22 protein-coding genes are annotated in these 20139 nt (G+C 59.8%); 16 read left to right on the top strand and 6 right to left on the bottom strand.

Annotated features, from left to right (window positions below; genetic code table 11):
• Window positions 1-104 precede the first annotated feature (104 nt).
• From rpsM to rplQ, 4 genes are all read left to right on the top strand, one after another.
• Window positions 105-473: a 30S ribosomal protein S13 gene (gene rpsM / locus ACWTU8_RS10010; protein WP_029352234.1), complete on the top strand. Its 369-nt coding sequence runs from the start codon at window positions 105-107 to the stop codon at window positions 471-473.
• Between the two features lie 146 nt (window positions 474-619).
• A complete protein-coding gene (gene rpsK / locus ACWTU8_RS10005; protein ID WP_023799279.1) occupies window positions 620-1009 on the top strand; it encodes a 30S ribosomal protein S11 in 390 nt (129 codons plus the stop codon).
• Window positions 1010-1109: 100 nt separating this feature from the next.
• The gene (locus ACWTU8_RS10000; protein WP_023799278.1) at window positions 1110-2120 is read left to right on the top strand and encodes a DNA-directed RNA polymerase subunit alpha; all 1011 of its coding nucleotides are present in this window, start codon (window positions 1110-1112) and stop codon (window positions 2118-2120) included.
• 115 nt (window positions 2121-2235) lie between these two features.
• Window positions 2236-2667 carry a 50S ribosomal protein L17 gene (rplQ, locus tag ACWTU8_RS09995; RefSeq protein WP_023799277.1) on the top strand — a complete coding sequence of 144 codons (432 nt, stop codon included), beginning with the start codon at window positions 2236-2238 and terminating at the stop codon, window positions 2665-2667.
• 69 nt (window positions 2668-2736) lie between these two features.
• Here the strand turns inward: rplQ and ACWTU8_RS09990 are convergent, their stop codons facing one another.
• Window positions 2737-3363 carry a hypothetical protein gene (locus ACWTU8_RS09990; protein WP_455847978.1) on the bottom strand — a complete coding sequence of 209 codons (627 nt, stop codon included), beginning with the start codon at window positions 3361-3363 and terminating at the stop codon, window positions 2737-2739.
• 135 nt (window positions 3364-3498) lie between these two features.
• On the opposite strand from ACWTU8_RS09990, the gene ACWTU8_RS09985 reads away from it, so the two are divergent.
• From ACWTU8_RS09985 to ACWTU8_RS09935, 11 genes are all read left to right on the top strand, one after another.
• Window positions 3499-4986, top strand: a complete 1488-nt coding sequence (locus ACWTU8_RS09985; protein WP_455847977.1) for a DegQ family serine endoprotease — start codon at window positions 3499-3501, stop codon at window positions 4984-4986.
• Window positions 4987-5037: 51 nt separating this feature from the next.
• Window positions 5038-6348 (top strand): replication-associated recombination protein A, encoded by a 1311-nt coding sequence (locus tag ACWTU8_RS09980; protein WP_455847976.1) that lies wholly within the window; start codon window positions 5038-5040, stop codon window positions 6346-6348.
• A 135-nt stretch (window positions 6349-6483) separates the two neighbouring features.
• Window positions 6484-7314: an aspartyl/asparaginyl beta-hydroxylase domain-containing protein gene (locus tag ACWTU8_RS09975; RefSeq protein WP_455847975.1), complete on the top strand. Its 831-nt coding sequence runs from the start codon at window positions 6484-6486 to the stop codon at window positions 7312-7314.
• Window positions 7315-7345: 31 nt separating this feature from the next.
• On the top strand, window positions 7346-7732 hold the full coding sequence (gene crcB, locus ACWTU8_RS09970) for a fluoride efflux transporter CrcB (RefSeq protein WP_455847974.1): 387 nt from the start codon (window positions 7346-7348) through the stop codon (window positions 7730-7732).
• Window positions 7733-7857: 125 nt separating this feature from the next.
• Window positions 7858-8229, top strand: coding sequence for a fluoride efflux transporter CrcB (crcB, locus tag ACWTU8_RS09965; protein WP_063830543.1), 372 nt, complete (start codon window positions 7858-7860; stop codon window positions 8227-8229).
• Window positions 8226-8564: a DUF190 domain-containing protein gene (locus ACWTU8_RS09960; protein ID WP_065009799.1), complete on the top strand. Its 339-nt coding sequence runs from the start codon at window positions 8226-8228 to the stop codon at window positions 8562-8564. The genes crcB (ACWTU8_RS09965) and ACWTU8_RS09960 overlap by 4 nt, the downstream gene beginning before the upstream one ends.
• 64 nt (window positions 8565-8628) lie before the next feature.
• Entirely contained in the window at window positions 8629-9609 is a 981-nt protein-coding gene (locus ACWTU8_RS09955; protein WP_091591186.1) for an RluA family pseudouridine synthase, read from the top strand.
• Between the two features lie 19 nt (window positions 9610-9628).
• The gene (locus tag ACWTU8_RS09950; RefSeq protein ID WP_095494904.1) at window positions 9629-9835 is read left to right on the top strand and encodes a hypothetical protein; all 207 of its coding nucleotides are present in this window, start codon (window positions 9629-9631) and stop codon (window positions 9833-9835) included.
• Window positions 9832-10749: a DMT family transporter gene (locus ACWTU8_RS09945; protein WP_455847973.1), complete on the top strand. Its 918-nt coding sequence runs from the start codon at window positions 9832-9834 to the stop codon at window positions 10747-10749. The genes ACWTU8_RS09950 and ACWTU8_RS09945 overlap by 4 nt, the downstream gene beginning before the upstream one ends.
• A gap of 11 nt (window positions 10750-10760) precedes the next feature.
• Window positions 10761-11552: an ATP12 family chaperone protein gene (locus ACWTU8_RS09940; RefSeq protein ID WP_455848429.1), complete on the top strand. Its 792-nt coding sequence runs from the start codon at window positions 10761-10763 to the stop codon at window positions 11550-11552.
• Between the two features lie 270 nt (window positions 11553-11822).
• The gene (locus ACWTU8_RS09935; protein ID WP_455847972.1) at window positions 11823-13712 is read left to right on the top strand and encodes an MFS transporter; all 1890 of its coding nucleotides are present in this window, start codon (window positions 11823-11825) and stop codon (window positions 13710-13712) included.
• 86 nt (window positions 13713-13798) lie between these two features.
• Here ACWTU8_RS09935 and ACWTU8_RS09930 read toward each other — a convergent pair whose 3' ends face one another.
• Entirely contained in the window at window positions 13799-13993 is a 195-nt protein-coding gene (locus ACWTU8_RS09930) for a DUF2735 domain-containing protein (protein ID WP_455847971.1), read from the bottom strand.
• A 318-nt stretch (window positions 13994-14311) separates the two neighbouring features.
• Between ACWTU8_RS09930 and ACWTU8_RS09925 the strand changes: the two genes are divergently transcribed.
• Complete coding sequence (locus ACWTU8_RS09925) at window positions 14312-15349, top strand: glutamine synthetase beta-grasp domain-containing protein (protein ID WP_455847970.1); 1038 nt, start codon at window positions 14312-14314, stop codon at window positions 15347-15349.
• A 350-nt stretch (window positions 15350-15699) separates the two neighbouring features.
• On the opposite strand, the gene ACWTU8_RS09920 is transcribed toward ACWTU8_RS09925, so the two are convergent.
• From ACWTU8_RS09920 to glnA, 4 genes are all read right to left on the bottom strand, one after another.
• The gene (locus ACWTU8_RS09920; protein ID WP_455847969.1) at window positions 15700-17148 is read right to left on the bottom strand and encodes a hypothetical protein; all 1449 of its coding nucleotides are present in this window, start codon (window positions 17146-17148) and stop codon (window positions 15700-15702) included.
• The gene (locus tag ACWTU8_RS09915; RefSeq protein ID WP_455847968.1) at window positions 17091-17582 is read right to left on the bottom strand and encodes a GNAT family N-acetyltransferase; all 492 of its coding nucleotides are present in this window, start codon (window positions 17580-17582) and stop codon (window positions 17091-17093) included. The genes ACWTU8_RS09920 and ACWTU8_RS09915 overlap by 58 nt, the downstream gene beginning before the upstream one ends.
• Before the next feature lie 2 nt (window positions 17583-17584).
• Entirely contained in the window at window positions 17585-18160 is a 576-nt protein-coding gene (locus tag ACWTU8_RS09910) for a hypothetical protein (protein ID WP_455847967.1), read from the bottom strand.
• Between the two features lie 527 nt (window positions 18161-18687).
• Window positions 18688-20097 (bottom strand): type I glutamate--ammonia ligase, encoded by a 1410-nt coding sequence (gene glnA / locus ACWTU8_RS09905; protein WP_292406131.1) that lies wholly within the window; start codon window positions 20095-20097, stop codon window positions 18688-18690.
• Window positions 20098-20139: the final 42 nt, after the last annotated feature.

The following is a 20139-nucleotide window of genomic DNA, read 5'->3' as shown; positions in this document are numbered from 1 at the left end:
GCAGCCGCTTTGAACTGGAAACTCCCGCATGGGCCGGCCTCCACCGGACGCGGGGCAACTTTGATAGCGCCGGCTTGCCCGGCCCACATGGAGAAGAGAAGAACATGGCTCGTATAGCCGGCGTCAACATTCCGACCAACAAGCGCGTCGTCATTGCGCTTCAGTACATTCACGGCATTGGCAAGAACTTCGCCCAGGAGATCGTCGACAAGGTCGGCATCCCGGCCGAGCGCCGCGTCAACCAGCTGACCGACGCCGAAGTGCTGCAGATCCGCGAGACAATCGACCGCGACTATCAGGTCGAGGGCGATCTGCGCCGCGAAGTGTCGATGAACATCAAGCGGCTCATGGACCTCGGCTGCTATCGCGGCCTGCGCCATCGCCGCTCGCTGCCGGTTCGCGGCCAGCGCACGCATACCAATGCGCGCACCCGCAAGGGCCCGGCCAAGTCGATCGCCGGCAAGAAGAAGTAATTTAGGGAAATAAGGGAGTAGGGGAGTAAGGCAGTAGGGAAGAGCCGCGCGTTTCCCTACTGCCTTACTGCCCTATTCCCCTACTCCCTTACGAAGGTGGAGCCGCTGGCATTACGGCGGTGTAGAGATCAACTGAAAGGACCATCATGGCCAAGGAAGCCACACGTGTTCGCCGTCGCGAACGCAAGAATATTTCGTCGGGCGTTGCCCACGTCAACTCGACCTTCAACAACACGATGATCACCATCACCGACGCGCAGGGCAATTCGATTGCCTGGTCGTCGGCGGGAGCCCAGGGCTTCAAGGGGTCTCGCAAGTCGACCCCGTTCGCTGCCCAGATGGCTGCCGAGGACGTTGCCAAGAAGGCCCAGGAACACGGCATGCGCATGCTCGAGGTCGAAGTCTGTGGGCCCGGCTCCGGTCGTGAATCCGCGCTGCGCGCGCTGCAGGCAGCCGGATTTACCATCACCTCGATCCGTGATGTGACGCCGATCCCGCACAATGGCTGCCGCCCGCGCAAGAAGCGCCGCGTCTAAGAATTACCGAACGCCGCGCGAACGCCAGTAGCGTTCCTCCACGGCATTCCAGGTCGCCCGCCACGATTGGATGGTGGCGGGTCAACGGAAGGAAAGCATCATGATCCAGAAAAATTGGCAGGAACTGATCAAGCCGAACAAGATCGAGTTTTCGTCGAAGAAGAAGACGCTGACCACGCTGGTCGCCGAGCCGCTCGAGCGCGGCTTTGGTCTGACCCTCGGCAATGCGCTACGTCGCGTGCTTCTGTCTTCGCTGCGTGGCGCGGCAGTAACTGCCGTGCAGATCGACGGCGTTTTGCATGAATTCTCGTCCATCGCCGGCGTGCGCGAGGACGTGACCGATATCGTCTTGAACATCAAGGAAATCGCCATCCGCATGGAAGGTGACGGCCCCAAGCGCATGGTCGTGCGCAAGCAGGGACCGGGCGCTGTTCTCGCCGGCGACATCCAGACGGTCGGCGACGTCGAGATCCTCAATCCCGACCACGTCATCTGTACGCTGGACGAGGGCGCTGAAATCCGCATGGAGTTCACCGTCGATACCGGCAAGGGCTACGTTCCGGCCGACCGTAATCGTGCTGAAGACGCGCCGATCGGTCTCATCCCGGTCGACAGCCTCTACTCGCCGGTCAAAAAGGTCTCCTACAAGGTCGAGAACACCCGTGAGGGCCAGGTTCTCGACTATGACAAGCTGACCATGACGATCGACACCGACGGTTCGATCTCGGGCGAGGACGCGGTGGCTTTCGCTGCCCGCATCCTGCAGGACCAGCTTGGTCTGTTCGTCAATTTCGACGAGCCGCAGAAGGAAGTCGCCGCCGAGCAGGTGACCGAGCTTGCCTTCAACCCGGCGCTGCTCAAGAAGGTCGACGAGCTGGAGCTTTCGGTGCGTTCGGCCAACTGCCTGAAGAACGACAACATCGTCTATATCGGCGACCTGATCCAGAAGACCGAAGCCGAGATGCTGCGCACCCCGAACTTCGGCCGCAAGTCGCTGAACGAGATCAAGGAAGTCCTGGCCGCGATGGGCCTGCACCTCGGCATGGAAGTGCCGGATTGGCCGCCGGAAAACATCGAAGACCTCGCCAAGCGTTACGAAGATCAATACTAAGCATGGTCCCGAACCGAAGGTCAGCGCAGCAAAAAGTTGCTGACTTTTCGGACAAGATCATGCGGCTAACCAACTGAGGCTTAAGCCTCTGAACCCGGAATGAAGGAGAAGAGCCATGCGCCACGGATTTAAGGGCCGCCGGTTCGCCCGCAGCATAAGCCATCGCAAGTCGATGTTTGCCAACCTTGCCGTATCGCTCATCGAGCATGAGCAGATCCTCACCACATTGCCGAAGGCGAAGGATCTGCGTCCGATCGTCGAAAAGCTGGTGACGCTCGGCAAGCGCGGCGATCTGCATGCCCGCCGCCAGGTGATTGCCCAGATCGGCAATGAAGGCGTCGTCAAGCGCCTGTTCGACACGATCGCGCCGCGCTACGCCACCCGCAATGGCGGCTATCTGCGCATCATGAAGGCGGGCTTCCGCCACGGTGACAATGCCGCCATGGCAGTCATCGAGTTCGTCGATCGCGACACCTCGGCCAAGGGCGCCGGCGACCGTGCCCGCATCGAGGCAGAAGGCACCGACGAGGAAGCCGCAGCCGCATAAGCTTCGGTTTTGCGTAAAGAGTTCAAAGGGGCCTGCGGGCCCCTTTTTCACTGTGGGACCTGTTCTCGGCTATCGGATCAAGTTCAAATAATCGCGGCCACTTAACGTCTTCCAATTAAAAACGCCGGGTACCTCCTCACGCGCCAAATCCGGATATGAGTAAATACTGTCGACCGTGGTTCGGGAGTCGATATCGCGAACAAGCCGCGACACGGTCGAAGCGTTCAAGTAATTTTGGGCATCCCCGTCGTCGATAAATGCCGTATCGACTCGGAAGTGCACCTGGATGCAGCCAGCGCAGATGTTCAGCAATATATCATCGCTCAACGCTGCATAGTAAATCGTAGCTTCCTTCGGATCCCATAGGCCTTCGGCGAGGAAATCGGAAGGCTTCGTGTCACCGCTGAAACCGTCCAACGAAATCACAATCTGATCGGTGAGAGGTTCAAAGTCGCCTTCGAGATAACCGGCTTCCTCGATCTGAAACCAGTTCATCTGGTAAGGTGCAACATCATCGAAGGAAATCTCGAGCTTCCCAAAAAACCAGTAATCCGGGATCACATCGGCATGTTCGGTATTCCAGCCGTCAGGCGCACCGAGGGCTTTGGCAACCTCAAGCATTTTCATGTTAGGAGAGAGATTTCCCAACGTACCAGTCTTCAAAAAGTCACGGAATGAAACGAGTTGTTTTTTCATGAGGGCCGACAGGGCTTTCCGGTTTCAAGCTGACCTATAGCTGCTTTGCTACCCCAAAATTACCAAATTTCATTGCCTTAGCCTTTCATTTTGCACAATCGTCGGGACAATGGCGCCCGACCCGGAGGATTCGGAATGCGCGTAAAACGGATGTCCCTTGTTCTACTCTGCGCCTTGATGGCGCTGGCAGTCGTGCCGGCGGCCAGGCAGGCGCTGGCTCAGGACACCAAGGCCGATCCCGGTCTGTCCGATGTGCTGACCGACATGCTGCGCGGCGCCGAAGGCGAAAATGCCACCTCCGGTCCAGACAAGCGCGTGCCGTTCGGCCGCGAGGAGGTGCAACTGTCCTTCGCGCCGCTGGTCAAGCAGACGGCGCCGGCCGTGGTCAATGTCTATGCCTCGCAAACGGCCAAGTTGAGGTCGCCCTTCGACGGCGATCCTTTCTTCGAAGAGTTCTTCGGCCGTTCGCAGCCGCGTGCGCAGTCCTCGCTCGGCTCCGGCGTGCTGGTCGATCCGACAGGCATAGTGGTCACCAATTTCCACCTCATCAAGGACGCCGATCAGGTCAAGGTCGCCACCGCGGACGGGCGCGAATTCGACAGCAAGGTGCTGCTCAAGGACGAGACGCTTGACCTCGCTGTGCTCAAAATCTCCTCCGACAAGCCATTTTCGGTCGTCGCCATCGGCGATTCCGACGCGCTCGAGGTTGGCGACCTGTTGTTGGCCATCGGCAACCCCTTCGGTGTCGGCCAGACCACCACCAGCGGCATCGTTTCGGCGCTTGCCCGCAGCCACATCGGCGTTTCCGATTCCAGTTTCTTCATTCAGACCGACGCCGCGATCAATCCCGGCAATTCCGGGGGTGCCCTGATCAACATGGGTGGCCAACTGGTCGGCATCAACACGGCGATCTACAGCCGCAGCGGCGGCTCGATCGGCATCGGCTTTGCTATACCCTCCAACATGGTTCGCGCTTTTGCAGATGCGGCCAAGGCCGGGCGCGACTTCTTCGAGCGGCCCTATATCGGCGCCGAATTCGAGCGCGTGACGCCGCAGATCGCCGAATCGCTCGGTCTGGAGACCCCGACCGGGGCGCTGGTTTCGTCCGTCGAAGAAGCAGGGCCGGCGGCCACGGCGGGGCTCAAGCCCGGCGACGTCGTGCAGTCGCTCAACGGCACGCCGGTCGAGAGTATCGAGGCGCTGGATTACCGGATGGCGACGCTGTCGATCGGCAGCAACGCAAGCTTCGCCGTCCTGAGCAAAGGCCAGCAAGCGACGATGGAGATTGCGCTGGAGCGCGCGCCGGAAGGTGCAAAACTCGCGGAAGTGACACTGCGCGGTCGCAGCCCGTTTTCCGGTGCCAAGGTTGCGGAACTGTCGCCCCGGCTCGCCCAGCGGCTCGGCATGCGTACCGATGTCAAGGGTGTTACGGTGGTCGACATCAATCGGGGTTCGCCCGCAGCCGATTTCGGGTTCCAGCCGGGCGACATCGTTCGCGAGGTCAATGGCTTGACCATCGATACCGCCGCGACCCTGGAACAGGCAGCCATGGAAGAGACGCGCTGGTGGCGCTTTACCGTCGAGCGCGGCGGGCAGATACTGCGCCAGGTGTTGCGTTACTGAGCCCGAGCGTCGATCCTTCGGACGAGATCGCGCTCCAACGAAACGAAGTGCATGGCCGATCTGTTCAGTGTCGATGAACCGGAAAAGGCGCCGCCCGGCAGGCCGCTGGCCGACCGGCTGCGCCCGAAGAACCTCGGCGAGGTCGTCGGCCAGGAGCATCTGACCGGGCCCGACGGCGCACTGACGCGGCTGATCGGCTCCGGCTCGCTCGGCTCGATGATCTTCTGGGGGCCGCCCGGGACGGGCAAGACCACGGTCGCGCGGCTGCTTGCCGGCGAAACCAGCCTTGCCTTCCAACAGATATCGGCGGTGTTTTCCGGTGTCGCCGACCTGAAGAAAGTGTTCGAGGCGGCGAAGCTGCGCCGCTCCAACGGCCGTCAGACGCTGCTCTTCGTCGACGAGATCCATCGCTTCAACCGCGCCCAGCAGGACAGTTTTCTGCCTGTCATGGAAGACGGCACCGTCGTGCTGGTTGGCGCCACGACAGAGAACCCGTCCTTCGAGCTGAACGCGGCGCTTCTATCCCGCGCGCGCGTGCTGGTCTTCCATTCGCTCGGTGAGGACAGCATCGCAAGACTGCTGGCGCGTGCCGAGGAGACCGAGGGCAGGGCGTTGCCGCTCGACGACGAGGCGAGGGCGATGCTCATCCGCATGAGCGATGGCGATGGCCGCGCGGCGCTGACGCTGGCCGAAGAGGTCTGGCGCGCCGCCAAGTCAGGCGAGGTGTTCGGCGCCGAGGGCCTGCAGCGCATCGTCCAGCGCCGCGCTCCGATCTACGACAAGGGCCAGGACGGCCACTACAATCTGATCTCGGCGCTGCACAAATCGGTGCGCGGCTCCGACCCCGACGCCGCCCTCTATTATCTCGCCCGCATGTTCGACGCCGGCGAGGATCCGCTCTATCTCGGCCGCCGGCTGGTGCGCATGGCGATGGAGGATATCGGGCTGGCCGACCCGCAGGCGCTGGTCATCGCCAATGCCGCCAAGGATGCCTACGACTACCTGGGCTCGCCAGAGGGCGAGCTCGCCTTCGCTGAGGCCACCGTCTATCTCGCCAGCGCGCCCAAATCCAACGCCGTCTACACCGCCTTCAAGGCCGCCACTCAGGCGGCGAAGGAGTTCGGCTCGCTGCTGCCGCCCAAACACATCCTCAACGCGCCGACCAAGCTGATGAAAGAAGAAGATTACGGCGCCGGCTACCGTTACGACCACGACGAGCCGGACGCTTTTTCCGGACAGGATTATTTTCCGGAAAAGATGGGCCGCCGCACATTCTATGATCCGCCGGAGCGCGGTTTCGAGCGCGATATTAGGAAGAGGCTGGACTATTGGGCGAAGCTGCGCAGCGAGCGGGAAAAATAGTCGCCGATCGCACACTGGTGTGATCGCCGTTGTCTGCGGGATAAAAAACCCTATCAAGATGCGCCTTTGGCCGGCGGACAGGCCAGAAACGTACCGACGATATTCAGAACGGAATCGCGCCTGGCGCCTGGAAAAATGACAAAGAAATCTCGCAAAACCCTTCGGAAGTTCGCCATAGCGATCCCGCTGCTGGCGCTCGGCTTCTATTTCATTCCCATTCTGACGACGATTTTCATCGTCCTCGGCCTGATTGACGTGTTGCGCAACGACAACAAGAATTGGGCCCTGTTCAGTGGTTATTTCCTAGGCAACGGCATCTTCACCTGGCTGCTTTCGCCCTTCAATCTGCTGGTCGATCTGCTGTGCTATAGAAACCGCGGTGTCTGGAAATTGGACCAGTTTCCTCCGGACTACCAGCGGGAGGTCAACGAGGTCCTGGACGTCTTCAAGGCGCGCAAGGACGAGATCATCGCCGACATCGACGCCAATTTCGGCAGTGGTCGGCGCGGCATGTATGTCTATCAGTGGTATGGCAAACACAAAATAGACAATGTCGCCAAATTCAACAAGGATTTCAAATACATCAAGACGATTGCCGTCTCTGTGTTCAGCGGCAGGGAATCGACGTCCTGGCACTTTGGCCCGCTCCGACTCAGCCTGCGCATTCTCTACAACCTCATCCCGGTGAAATCGGAAGTGTTTGTCGAGTGCGGCAACGCCAAGAACTACTGGCACGAGAACCCGCTATTCATCTTCGACGACACGCTGCTTCATCGCTCGGTTAACGAGTATGACGGGCGCCGCTACTGCGTGTTCATGGACATCATTCGCCCGTCGCCGTTTCCCGGTCTGATCTCGACGCTCCTCGCCATCGTTTCGGTCAGCGTCGAGCGCATCAATGCCATGTTCTACAAGAACTGGAAGATGATCAGTTCCAGCAAGCCGAAGAAGGTCGGAGCCGCGTGACACTGTAGCGTGACCGGCGCGAGGGAGCACGATGTATTATCTGTTGCTTGTCTGTCTTGGTGGCGCGATCGGCGCAATGGCCCGCTTCTTCCTGTCCGGCTTCATCGCCCGCCGGGTCGGCGAGACCTTTCCCTGGGGCACAATGGTCGTCAACGTTTCGGGGGCATTTGCGATCGGTGTCGTTGCACATGCGGTGGCGCGCGACAGCGTGCCCGCCATCTGGGCCTTTGCCGCAACCGGCGGCCTCGGCTGCTACACCACGGTTTCCTCCTTTAGCCTGCAGACGCTGGCACTGGCGCGCGAGGGCGAATGGCTTCGCGCCGGTGGCAATGTGCTGCTTTCGGTCTTTCTGAGCCTCGGTGGTGTGACGCTGGGCTTTGCCGCAGGAAGTCTTCTGATTGGCAGTGGGGCGCCATGAGCAGCCCGCGGAAGCTCCGCTCCGGCGGGACGGACACCGCCGCAGCAGAGCATGCGGCGCGCCTCATTAGCTGGCGCAAAACGAACGAAGCGGTTCGGATCTATGCGACCGTGGCCGCAGGCAGCATGATCGGCGGCGTGCTGCGGGCGCTTGCCTCGCTGACGAGCACTGCCTTGTGGGGCAATGGATTCCCATTCGGCACGCTCCTCGTGAATATTGTCGGCTCATTCCTCATCGGCTTCTATGCCACATTGACGGGGCCGGATGGCCGCGTTTTCGCCAGCCCGTTGCAGCGCCAGTTCTTCATGGCCGGCTTCTGCGGTGGCCTGACGACCTTCTCCGCCTTCAGCCTTGAAACGCTCACCCTCGCGCAAAGCGGGAAGCTTATGGCGGCTGCGCTCAATATCGCGATCTCCGTGGTAACGTGGCTTGCCGCCGTCTGGCTTGGCCACATCCTTGCAGTGCGCCTCAACCGGCTGAGAGGATCCAGGCAATGAAGATACCAAGACAGGCGCAGTTGCTGCGCATATTCATCGGCGAGAACGACAGAGCAGACGGCCGTCCGCTGTATGAGGCGATTGTGCTGAAGGCCCGCGAAATGCAGATTGCCGGCGCGACCGTCCTGCGCGGGGCGATGGGGTTCGGCCATTCCAGCCGGCTTCACACCACGAAGATCCTCCGTCTGTCGGAGGATCTGCCCCTTGTGATCGAGATCGTCGATGACGAGGAAAAGATAGCCGCTTTCCTGCCCGTCCTTGAAACAATCATGACAAGTGGTTTGATCACACTGGAGAAAGTTCAGGTTCTGCAATATGGAACCGATAACGAATGATCGAATGTGAGGTTGCGGGTGCCGGTGAATGCCGTTGCATGCTCGCGAAACGGCGATTGGAATTATGGCAGGCGTTGAACAGATCACGGTGGAGGCCGGCGAGGCGGGTATGCGGCTCGACCGCTGGTTCAAGACCCATTTTCCGGGTCTTGGCTTCGGCCATCTGCAGAAGCTGCTGCGCTCCGGTCAGATCCGTGTCGATGGCGGCAGGGTGAAAGCCGACACCCGCGTCGAGCCGGGCCAGACGGTTCGCATCCCGCCGCTCGAAGTGGACAAGAAGGGCGAGAGCCCGCTCACCGGTCACTCGATCCGCAACCAGGGCGACGCCGACGTTCTGGCCAAGATGCTGATCCATGAAGATCCTAAAGTCTTTGTCTTCAACAAGCCGGCCGGCCTCGCCGTCCAGGGTGGATCAGGCGTTACCCGCAATGTCGACGACATGCTGGAAGCCTGGCGCAGTCAGAAGGGCGAGAAACCGCGACTGGTGCACAGGCTCGACCGCGACACGTCAGGCGTGCTGGTCGTCGCCCGCACCAGGCTCGCCGCCATGAAGCTTGCCGAGGCGTTCCGGGCGCGTGAGACCAAGAAGACCTATTGGGCGCTGGTCAAGGGCGTGCCGCCGAAGCGCGAGGACAAGATCTCGACCTGGCTGATCAAGGAGCCGACACCCGACGGCGACCGCGTTCGCGTCGCCAAGCATGGCGAAAAGGGTGCCGACCACGCGGTGTCTTATTACCGGATCGTCGAACAGGCGGCGCAGACCCTGTCCTGGCTGGAAATGGAACCCTATACAGGCCGTACCCACCAGCTTCGCGTCCACGCCGCTCACATCGGCTGCCCGATCATCGGCGACCCCAAATATTTCGAGGCCGACACCAATTGGGATTTCCCCGGCGGCATGCAGAACCGCTTGCACCTGCACGCGCGCCGCATCGTCATCCCGCATCCCGACAAGGGTTTTATCGACGTCACCGCACCGATGCCGCCGCATATGCGCCAGAGCTGGAACCTGATCGGCTTCGACGACGCCAGCGCCGAGGACTAAATGAGGGAGGGAGTAAACCATGGATGAGGCGTCGCTCGTTCGTCAGTTGGTGAACTGGTTGCCGTTCATCCTGATTTTCGTCGTCTGGTTCGCTTATATGCGCCGCGTTGCTACCCGGCAGGGGTCGATGGCCGAAATCGGCCGTGAGAACACTGAAGCGGTAAGGCAAAATACCGAAGTGCTGAAAGCGCTGCTCGCGAAGCTAGAAAGCCAATCGAAGCAATGACCGCAGCAACCGCAATGGATCGCCGCAGTTCCGTTGACGCTGCCGCCGCCGCCATCATGGTCGGACTGACCTTTTCCTGGGGGCTGAACTACGTCGCTGCCAAAATCTCCTATGCCGGCTACGATCCCGTTTTCCTGTCAATCGCACGGTCGGTCATTGGCGGGCTGTGCGTTCTCGTCTGGTGTCGCTGGCGCGGCATTGTGCTTTTTACCCGCGACGGAACGCTTGTCGCCGGCATTCTGGCGGGCGCGCTTTTTGGTCTCGAGTTCCTGTTTCTCTATGTCGGGCTCGAACAGACGACCGTCGCGCGCAACACCTTGCTGGTCAACACCATGCCGTTCTGGGTACTGGTCGGCGGGCATTTCCTGCTGAACGAACGCATCACCGCGCGCCGGCTCGTCGGACTTCTGCTCGCATTCGCTGGATTGGTCGCGGTGTTCTCCGACCAGTTGAGCGCCGACAATGGTGCGACACTGACCGGTGATCTGCTCAGTCTTGGCGCCGGCATTCTGTGGGCCTTGACCTACATCGTCATCAAGCGGACGAAATTGGCGGAAACGAGCGCCGAGAAAATGCTGCTATACCAATTGGCCGGCGCTGCCGTGGTCGGCGCCTTGGTGCTGCCTTTCGCCGGGCCGCCCGTCCGCGAATTCGCCGCTTTGCCGACGTTGGCTCTGCTTTTCCAGGCGGTCTACATCGTCGCCTTCACCTATGTGCTCTGGTTCTGGCTGCTGCGGCGCTATCCGGCATCGGGCCTGTCGAGCTTCACCTTCCTGTCGCCGGTGTTCGGCGTGCTGTGCGGCGCCATCTTCTTGAACGAGCCGCTGACCGTCCGTATTTTCCTGGCACTCGGCCTCATCGCAGCCGGCCTGATCATTGTGAATCGGCCGGCCCGAAAACAGATCCCCGGATGAAAGGCTCCGGCATGCGCGATATTCTCAACGACCTCGAAGCGGGAAAGCAGCTCTCCGATCCGGATCCGGTACGCCGTGCCCAGATCCAGATGAAGACGCACCTGCCGAAACGCTTCTACAAAGCCGTCTCGGTCGCACCGGCCGAAGCTGGTTTTGCCGTTCATCTCGATGGCAAGCCGGTTCGCACGCCGGGCAAGGCGCTGCTGGTGCTGCCGACCGAAAAAGCGGCCGCTCTGGTCGCTGACGAGTTCGCTGCGCAAGGTGAGACCATCGACCCGGTGACAATGCCGGTCATGCGTCTGGTCAATACAGCCATCGACGGCGTCGCCAGCGACCCGCAGGCGGTACTGGAGGACGTCCTGCGCTTCGCCTCGTCCGACCTGCTCTGCTATCGCGCCGAGACCCCGCAAGGGCTGGTCGACCGTCAGAACGAACATTGGGATCCCATCATCGACTGGGCGCGGAGCGCGCTTGGCGCCCGGTTTCACCTCGCCGAAGGGGTGATCCATGTCGAGCAGCCGCGCGAGAGCATCGCGGTGCTCGGGGTTCATCTTGCCCAGCGTGCCGATCCGCTACGACTGGCGGCCATCCATGTCATGACGTCTTTGACGGGATCGGCTCTGCTGGCGCTGGCCGTCGAGTTCGGCGAGATCGACGGCGACGCCGCCTGGACTGCCGGCCATGTCGACGAGGACTGGCAGGCCGAGCACTGGGGCCATGACGCGGAGGCTGTCGCCCGCCGCTCGGCCCGCAAGCGCGATTTCGTGGCGGCCGTCGGTCTTCTCGAGGCACTCAAACCCTAATCGCAACGCCGCCCGCGTTGCACGTTATGGCGACATGCGTCCAGTTGGACGCACAAAGTACGCTCTAACACTTTGAATCAATGCATCGGCCCGAAGATCGATTCCGATCTTCGGGCCGATGCATTGGACCAAAGTCATAATCCCAAAGGCGGGCTGCCTCTGGGCGGCGCTTTCTGTCATTTTTCGCGGCGATTGCTGCCCGAGTTCGTGTCCAGAGGCACGACACCGCGCAGCATCAAGCACAGCGAGATGTCACGGGAGGACGAATTCATGGCAATGGCAGCGACCGCCGGCAGAGCAAGCCGCGGCATGACGCGGGAAGAGAAGAAAGTCATCTTCGCTTCCTCACTCGGCACTGTTTTCGAATGGTATGATTTTTATCTCTACGGCACCTTGGCGGCCGCGATCGGCGCTGCCTTCTTCACTCAGTATCCCGAAACAACGCGCAACATCTTCACGCTGCTGGCTTTCGCCGCAGGCTTCCTCGTGCGCCCGTTCGGTGCGCTGGTGTTCGGCCGCATCGGCGATCTCGTCGGCCGCAAATACACCTTTCTCGTCACCATCCTGATCATGGGCCTGTCGACCTTCCTGGTCGGCATACTTCCTGGCGCAGCCAGTTGGGGCATCGCGGCGCCGATCATCCTGGTCGCGCTGCGCATGCTGCAGGGCCTGGCGCTCGGTGGCGAGTATGGCGGTGCCGCGACCTACGTCGCCGAGCACGCACCCGACGACCGTCGTGGCTTCTACACGTCATGGATCCAGACGACGGCCACGCTCGGCTTGTTCCTGTCGCTGATCGTCATCCTGATCGTGCAGAATTCGCTGAGTAAGGAAGACTTCGCGGCCTGGGGCTGGCGCATACCGTTCCTGGTCTCTGCTGTCCTGCTGGGCATTTCGGTCTGGATTCGCCTGTCGCTTGCCGAGTCGCCGACATTCCAGCGGATGAAGGACGAAGGTAAGGGCTCCAAGGCACCACTGACGGAAGCGTTCGGCCAATGGAAAAATGCCAAGATCGCCATTTTGGCGCTTCTCGGCCTTACTGCCGGCCAGGCCGTGGTCTGGTATAATGGGCAATTCTACGCGCTGTTCTTCCTGCAGAACGTGCTCAAGGTCGACAGTCAGTCGGTCAACATCATGATCGCCATTGCGCTGGCGCTCGGCACGATCTTCTTCGTCGTGTTCGGCTGGCTCTCCGACAAGATTGGCCGCAAGCCGATCATCATGGCGGGCCTGGCGCTGGCGATCGTCACCACCTTCCCGCTGTTCAAGGCACTGACCTGGGCAGCCAACCCGGCGCTCGCCACCGCGCAGCAAAACACCCGTGCCACGATTACCGCTGCGCCTGGCGACTGCAAGTTCCAGTTCAATCCGACTGGAACACGCAAGCCTCTCACGTCGTGTGACATCGCGACGGATTTCCTTGCCAAGAGCTCCGTCCCCTATGACATTGTCACGACAGCGGCAGCGGGGACCGCGGCCAGTGTCAAGATCGGTACCGAAACGGTGACGTCCTATGACGCCGTGGCGGCCGCAGACAAGGCAACTTCAAGCGACGCCGCGTTCAAGAAGGCAATCAACATTGCGTTGCAGGGCGGCGGCTATCCGCTGAAGCGTGCTGCGGCCAAGGTCGCCGACCAAAAGCTTGACGCGTTTGTCGCGGCCAATCCGGAACTGAAGCTCGACGCTGCCGCAATCCGCGCCGGAGACAAGACGACGGTTGCGGCCGACCAGGCGATCAAGGACAAGCTGCTGACGGCCGATGAGGCCGCGGCGGGAGCGCCCGAGATCAGCGTCTACAACATCCCCGAAGCAGGCGCCTTTGCCATGTTTGCCGACCCTGCACAGGTCAACTGGGCAAAGGTTATCGGCATCCTGTTCATCCTGGTCCTTTACGTGACCATGGTCTACGGACCGATCGCTGCGATCCTGGTCGAGATGTTCCCGACACGCATCCGCTATACCGGCATGTCGTTGCCCTATCACATCGGCAACGGCTGGTTCGGCGGCCTGCTGCCAGCAACGGTGTTCGCGCTCAGCGCCTATAAGGGCGATATTTATTATGGCCTCTGGTATCCGGTGGTGATCGCGGCGATGTCGCTGATCATCGGTATGATCTTCGTCAGGGATACGCTGGGAACGAACTTGCACGCCAAGACCTGATCTTGGCTTGATAGCAAAAATGAAAAGCCCGGCGCGAGTGATCGCGCCGGGCTTTGCAATTCGTCAGAAGCGGTGGGAGGGAAGGGTTAGCTCTTCCTGTCCTGTTTCGCTTCCTCGATGGCCGCTTCGTGATACCAACCGCTTCCGAAATCCATATGGTTGCGCAATGAGGCAAGTTCTGCCGCGAACTTAGCCTTTCCGCTTAAATTTGAGGCAGAAGCGCGCGCCGCCACCGGGAACATCAGGATTTTGGCCGACTGACGGGTAGGAGTGATTTCCATTGTCGGTCTCCTTTCTTCTGCAGAGCCTTGCCGATTCAATCTTGCCCGAAGATAGGTTCTGCAATCGAGTTAGGCAATATGATTATAAAAAGATCAGTATCTGCCTATTATTTATACAAAACATGCTTGTGATTGTTCCGGACGCATTGCGGTGACGGCACGACGAATTTGTCGGGATTCGGCGTCAGTTTTGTCGCATCCTTCGCTGGTGAGAATGGCACACGAATTGCTTTTTAATAATCCGGCAAGGTCGGCTGCAGGGTGGCTGGCACGCCGGCGCCGTCCAGGGTTCGGTGATCAAAGCAACGAGAGGCTAGAATGACGAAATACAAGCTCGAGTACATTTGGCTCGATGGATACACCCCGGTTCCCAACCTTCGCGGAAAGACGCAGATCAAGGAATATGCCGAGTTCCCGACGCTCGACCAGCTTCCGTTGTGGGGCTTCGATGGTTCTTCGACGAAGCAGGCTGAAGGCCACAGCTCCGACTGCGTACTGAAGCCGGTCGCCATCTATCCGGATCCCGCGCGCACCAATGGCGTGCTCGTCATGTGCGAAGTGATGATGCCGGACGCCGTGACGCCGCATGTTTCCAACAAGCGCGCCACCATCCTCGATGACGAGGGCGCCTGGTTCGGCTTCGAGCAGGAATATTTCTTCTACAAGGATGGCCGCCCGCTCGGCTTCCCCGAAAGCGGTTACCCGGCGCCGCAAGGCCCGTACTACACCGGCGTTGGCTATTCGAACGTCGGCTCCGTCGCCAGGCAGATCGTCGAGGAGCACCTCGACCTCTGCCTAGCCGCCGGCATCAACCACGAAGGCATCAACGCCGAGGTAGCCAAGGGCCAGTGGGAATTCCAGATTTTCGGCAAGGGCTCCAAGAAGGCCGCCGACCAGATGTGGATGGCCCGCTACCTGATGCAGCGCCTCACCGAGAAATACGGGATCGACATCGAATACCACTGCAAGCCGCTCGGCGACACCGACTGGAACGGTTCCGGCATGCACGCCAACTTCTCGACCGCCTATATGCGCGAAGTCGGCGGCAAGGACTATTTCGAGGCGCTGATGGCTGCCTTCGACAAAAACCTGATGGATCACATCGCCGTCTACGGGCCGGACAACGACAAGCGTTTGACCGGCAAGCATGAGACCGCGCCATGGAACAGGTTCAGCTATGGCATCGCCGACCGCGGCGCCTCGATCCGAGTGCCGCATTCCTTCATCAACAATGGCTATAAGGGTTATCTCGAGGATCGCCGCCCGAACTCGCAGGGCGACCCCTACCAGATCGCCTCGCAAATCCTGAAGACGATCGCTAGCGTGAGCACGGCCGAGAAGAAGGCTGCTGCCTGAGCATTCCTCACGCCGCAGCGCCCGCGTCTGCGCCGTGACCACTTCTTGTCATGCCGGCTTTGCCAGGAGATGGCAGTGCAAACAAAAACCCCGCCGGATCGCTCCGGCGGGGTTTTGTTTGTCCGTTAGCCGATCCGGTCAGACCGAATAATACATGTCGAATTGCGTTCAAGTAAGATAGAGTAATAGAATCAAGGTAGTTAGCGGATGGTCCACCTTCACACCCCATATCGCGTCATTTTTGTTTTCTGACGTGGCAATCGGACATGTCGCAGAATGCGAGGCGGCGATTCCTAGCCAGATTTCGACTAGAAACGATTTGCCGCCGACGCGGTTAGAACTAGCCGAGGCTACTTCTCGTCCTGCTGTGGCGAAGACGATCCTTTTCGCCCAGCGCTCGTTTTTTCCTTGGCGATGTCCGAGAACGAACGCCGTGTCGGATCATCATCGAATTCGATCACGATATAGTCGTCATCGAAGTCGTCCCCCTTACTTTCCAAGCGCACGTCACGAATGCAACGCTTCCCGTCTGATAGCGTCTCCTTCATATTGCCGAGGAGCAAGGCGCTCCTATCCGCTTCCGAAATGTTCCCGGTTAGCAAGTCGATAAGCGTGCGGGCAGACAGTTTCATTCCCGTAACTCCATTCCGGAAGGACCACGAGGTGCCAAGTCGAGGCGTCCATCTTCTCTGCCATCGCTGGTCCTGTTCCATGATCGATTTTATTGAATGCGGCTTGCGGAGCGTCGGCGGTATCTGATTCAACGCCCGCTTGAACTCGCTGACAATGGCGGACTGAACCTTCGGTGGGAGACCGTTCCGCATGAATGGTTCAATGGAGGTGGCAGACACATTGTTGGAGGAGGCGGTGAGGGCGATGAGACTGCCCGAATTTGGTGCTGGCACGTCTTTGCATCCTACTGTGAATAGGAAATCGATCCCCGATTCCTCGACAATGTGGTGAAACATATCGGCGGCTGTCTGCCCTAGTCCCGTATACCGGCGCGGGTCGGAGAACATTGAGTTTCCGCCGTCGCACAATATCAGCCCCGTATAGTGAGAATTTCTGAATGGAATCAGTTGCTCGCGAGCCCGAACAATGGCGTAGTCGCTTTGGTTATTTTTGATCTTCTGGAGGTTATCGGGAATAGAGCAACTCCAGCCAAAGTAAGGGCGTTTCCACTTTCTCTTTTCAAAACTCGCGGTGATTACGCTCGGAATACGAATTATGACCTTCTCACTTATCTTGTCGAGCAGGAAGACCTTTAGCTGTTCGCGGAATGCTTTGCTCTGTGTTGGGTCGTCGATTGTTGCAGGTTGACGTGGTATGTATTTCGACGTGCTCCATTCGAAGTAGCGGACCTCAATCGTTCCGCTGAACTGAGGGTCGATTGTGCTGGATAGGACCTCGATTTTCTGAGTTGCCTTATCCAACCGCTCTTTGAAAGTGAACGTGTCTCCGGATAGCGACTTCACATCGAACATGACTGGTCGATCTAGGTCTAGATCAATCTCACCATCGGGTTGCTTCTGGTTCTTCACCCGGATGGGATGGGGTTTTGCTCCGATTGTAGAAGCTGTCGCCCATAGCACCGCGAGTTCCCATGTTGCCCCTATTGCTTCGTTGGCGTCCCAACTATCGAGTGCCTTCGCGAGCTTCCGTCTCTCTTCGGCAGGTAGTTTGTCGCCGAGTTCGCGAAGCATCGAGATAATCTTGCGGCGCGGAAACAGCACGGCGCTTGCTACCGCGACGGTCGCACGTAGAGGTTCACCTGATCTTTCACCTCTTTTGACGGCCACGACTTTCCAACCTGTGTGAACCCATATCGTTCAAACAGTCGGCGCGATGGGACGTTTGTGGATTGGATGGTCGCGAACAGCCCTTTGCCTCTGATGGCAGCAAAGGTGCCTAGCAACAGGATGTCACCCAACCGCGCGCCTCGGTTTCCGGTCGCGATGTGGAGATAGCCGACCTCGCCGAAATATTCGGCATCGAGCAGCGAAACCCCAGCGCGTGTTTCGAGCGTCCGTTGATAGTCCGGGTTGCTCTTCATCGCGTTCGTTCCGACCAGTGCGCCGTCGAGATACAGGCAAGCTAGGAAGTGCGCCTTCTCAACAAAGCCGGGAAGAGTGGCTTTGTTGACTTGGGGGTCTTTCTTGACCAGTTCGACGAAGGCACTCCGCTCTTCCTTCGTGAACGTGTTCGGCGGTCTCACCACTAACTGTACCGCCATTTTCAGCCCTCCGATCCCAGATCGATTGTGATGGTGATCGCCGATTGGATTGGAGCTGACCGAGCGTAAAGGAGGTTTCGAAGATTCGGGTCTGTCGCATCCTCGAATAGCCGCCCTTGGCAGCACCGCAGAACCTCATCGGCGACGAAGCGCTCCAGCCGCCACCCGCGTGACGATCCGGCGTCCGCAGGGTCGATCGGCGGGTTCACGACGAGGTTATCGACTGTGGGCGATCGTCCAGCCGGAAGCGTCGAGAGGACGCCATGCACGATCGCCGATGGAAGGATACGGCAACCGACCGCGTTGACGGCCACAAGAGCGCTCCCTACCAGCGCCGGGTACTCGGCCGAGTAGGGCAGCGACGTAGGATTGTAGAAGCCGTAATAGACCGGGATGCCTCTGTCATCGAAGTAGGCGTCGATCGCATCCATCTGGTGATCGCCCGCATGGATAGCGCCGTACACACACCCACCGTCGAAGGTGAACTGGCGACGGGTGCTGAGCGGCCGTGACGGGTCGGTGCGGTCGGCGATCCGTCCGATGCCAATTTCGAAGTCGGCTCTTTCCAGTTCTGGCACCGGTATCTCGCGCGAATAAAGTCGCTTCGTCTGGAGCAACGCAACCTTGCGTGTTTGGAGATGACCATGCCGCCGCAGAATGATGAAGAAAAGCCATGTCGGCAATCTCCCACCGGTGCCACATCCATCGCCCTCCAAGCCAATGCGACTCGATGGCAACGCCTATCCGTTCGTTGGCAAAGAACGCAGGGGACGCGGCTGTCAGTTCCATGATGAGCAAGTGGTCAAAGGACTCTTCGTGCATGGACGGGTGTACGTCCATTGCTCTCGAAACCTTGTCGTTTGCCGCTGCGAAGACGCCGCGAACATAGTCGACAACGACTTCCGGAATATCGGAGAATTCCCAAGCCATGCGTTACCCCCCCACATTCTACGATGCTACTACACTCCACAAAAGGGCGCATGTACTTTCCCGAGCGAAGTCAGCCGCTCAGCTGCGACGCAGAGATGCGACGCCAACAGCTTGATCAAAACAAACCCCGCCGGATCGCTCCGGCGGGGTTCTGTTTGTCCGTTGGCCGATCCGCTCAGACCGAATAATACATGTCATACTCGACCGGATGCGGGGTCATTTCGAAGCGCATCACTTCGGCCATCTTGAGCTCGATATAGCTGTCGATCTGGTCGTCGTCGAAGACGCCGCCGGCCTTCAGGAAGCCACGGTCCTTGTCGAGGCTCTGCAAGGCTTCGCGCAGCGAGCCGCAGACGGTCGGGATCTTCTTCAGCTCCTTCGGCGGCAGGTCGTAGAGATCCTTGTCCATCGGCTGGCCGGGATGGATCTTGTTCTTGATGCCGTCGAGGCCGGCCATCAGCATGGCGGCAAAGGCGAGGTAGGGGTTCGCGCCCGGATCGGGGAAGCGGACCTCGACGCGCTTGGCCTTCGGCGACGAGCCGAATGGAATGCGGCAGGAGGCAGAGCGGTTGCGGGCCGAATAGGCGAGCAGCACCGGCGCTTCATAGCCCGGCACCAGACGCTTGTAAGAGTTGGTCAGCGGGTTAGTGAAGGCGTTGATGGCCTTGGCGTGCTTGATAATGCCGCCGATGTAGAACAGGCAGCTCTCCGAGAGGCCGGCATATTCGTTGCCGGCGAAGGTCGGCTTGCCGCCCTTCCAGATTGACTGGTGGACGTGCATGCCCGAGCCGTTGTCGCCAAAGACTGGCTTCGGCATGAAGGTGGCCGTCTTGCCGTAGGCATTGGCGACCTGGTGCACGACATATTTGTAGATCAGCATTTTGTCGGCGTTGCGGACCAGAGTGTCGAACTTGATGCCGAGTTCGTGCTGGGCAGCGGCGACTTCGTGGTGATGCTTCTCGACGCGCACTCCCATTTCGGCGAGCACGGTCAGCATCTCCGAGCGCATGTCCTGCGCCGAGTCGATCGGCGGCACCGGGAAATAGCCGCCCTTGATGCGCGGACGGTGGCCGAGATTGCCCGTCTCATAGTCGGTGTCGTCGTTGGACGGCAATTCGGTGGAGTCGAGCTTGAAGCCGGTGTTGTACGGATCGGCCTTGTACTTGACGTCGTCGAACACGAAGAACTCGGCTTCCGGGCCAACGAAGATCTGATCGCCGATGCCTTCCGCCTTCATGTAGGCTTCTGCCTTCTTGGCGGTGCCGCGCGGGTCGCGGTTGTAGGATTCTCCGGAGATCGGATCGAGGATGTCGCACAGGATAACCATGGTCGACTGTGCGAAGAACGGATCCATATGCACTGTCTCGGTATCGGGCATCAGCACCATGTCGGACTCGTTGATCGCCTTCCAGCCGGCGATGGAAGATCCGTCGAACATGACGCCGTCGGCAAACATGTCTTCCTCGACCTCAACGACATCCATCGTCACGTGCTGCAGCTTGCCCTTCGGATCGGTGAAGCGCAGGTCAACGAATTTCACGTCGTTGTCCTTGATCTGCTTCATGATGTCTTTGGCTGTCGTCATGTCATGTTTCCCTGTGTGATGACGTTTCGAGGAGATGATCTG

It is taken from the genome of Mesorhizobium sp. BHbdii, from assembly GCF_053848045.1.
Note: the sequence above shows the minus strand (reverse complement) of the source record. Positions and strands in the feature narration are given on the sequence as shown.

Excerpts from the sequence above, each read along its gene's own strand:
- rpsM (WP_029352234.1), top strand. The coding sequence starts at position 105 with ATGGCTCGTATAGCCGGCGTCAACATTCCGACCAACAAGCGCGTCGTC.
- rpsK (WP_023799279.1), top strand. The coding sequence starts at position 620 with ATGGCCAAGGAAGCCACACGTGTTCGCCGTCGCGAACGCAAGAATATT.
- ACWTU8_RS10000 (WP_023799278.1), top strand. The coding sequence starts at position 1,110 with ATGATCCAGAAAAATTGGCAGGAACTGATCAAGCCGAACAAGATCGAG.
- rplQ (WP_023799277.1), top strand. The coding sequence starts at position 2,236 with ATGCGCCACGGATTTAAGGGCCGCCGGTTCGCCCGCAGCATAAGCCAT.
- ACWTU8_RS09990 (WP_455847978.1), bottom strand. The coding sequence starts at position 3,363 with ATGAAAAAACAACTCGTTTCATTCCGTGACTTTTTGAAGACTGGTACG.
- ACWTU8_RS09985 (WP_455847977.1), top strand. The coding sequence starts at position 3,499 with ATGCGCGTAAAACGGATGTCCCTTGTTCTACTCTGCGCCTTGATGGCG.
- ACWTU8_RS09980 (WP_455847976.1), top strand. The coding sequence starts at position 5,038 with ATGGCCGATCTGTTCAGTGTCGATGAACCGGAAAAGGCGCCGCCCGGC.
- ACWTU8_RS09975 (WP_455847975.1), top strand. The coding sequence starts at position 6,484 with ATGACAAAGAAATCTCGCAAAACCCTTCGGAAGTTCGCCATAGCGATC.
- crcB (WP_455847974.1), top strand. The coding sequence starts at position 7,346 with ATGTATTATCTGTTGCTTGTCTGTCTTGGTGGCGCGATCGGCGCAATG.
- crcB (WP_063830543.1), top strand. The coding sequence starts at position 7,858 with ATGATCGGCGGCGTGCTGCGGGCGCTTGCCTCGCTGACGAGCACTGCC.
- ACWTU8_RS09960 (WP_065009799.1), top strand. The coding sequence starts at position 8,226 with ATGAAGATACCAAGACAGGCGCAGTTGCTGCGCATATTCATCGGCGAG.
- ACWTU8_RS09955 (WP_091591186.1), top strand. The coding sequence starts at position 8,629 with ATGGCAGGCGTTGAACAGATCACGGTGGAGGCCGGCGAGGCGGGTATG.
- ACWTU8_RS09950 (WP_095494904.1), top strand. The coding sequence starts at position 9,629 with ATGGATGAGGCGTCGCTCGTTCGTCAGTTGGTGAACTGGTTGCCGTTC.
- ACWTU8_RS09945 (WP_455847973.1), top strand. The coding sequence starts at position 9,832 with ATGACCGCAGCAACCGCAATGGATCGCCGCAGTTCCGTTGACGCTGCC.
- ACWTU8_RS09940 (WP_455848429.1), top strand. The coding sequence starts at position 10,761 with ATGCGCGATATTCTCAACGACCTCGAAGCGGGAAAGCAGCTCTCCGAT.
- ACWTU8_RS09935 (WP_455847972.1), top strand. The coding sequence starts at position 11,823 with ATGGCAATGGCAGCGACCGCCGGCAGAGCAAGCCGCGGCATGACGCGG.
- ACWTU8_RS09930 (WP_455847971.1), bottom strand. The coding sequence starts at position 13,993 with ATGGAAATCACTCCTACCCGTCAGTCGGCCAAAATCCTGATGTTCCCG.
- ACWTU8_RS09925 (WP_455847970.1), top strand. The coding sequence starts at position 14,312 with ATGACGAAATACAAGCTCGAGTACATTTGGCTCGATGGATACACCCCG.
- ACWTU8_RS09915 (WP_455847968.1), bottom strand. The coding sequence starts at position 17,582 with ATGGCGGTACAGTTAGTGGTGAGACCGCCGAACACGTTCACGAAGGAA.
- glnA (WP_292406131.1), bottom strand. The coding sequence starts at position 20,097 with ATGACGACAGCCAAAGACATCATGAAGCAGATCAAGGACAACGACGTG.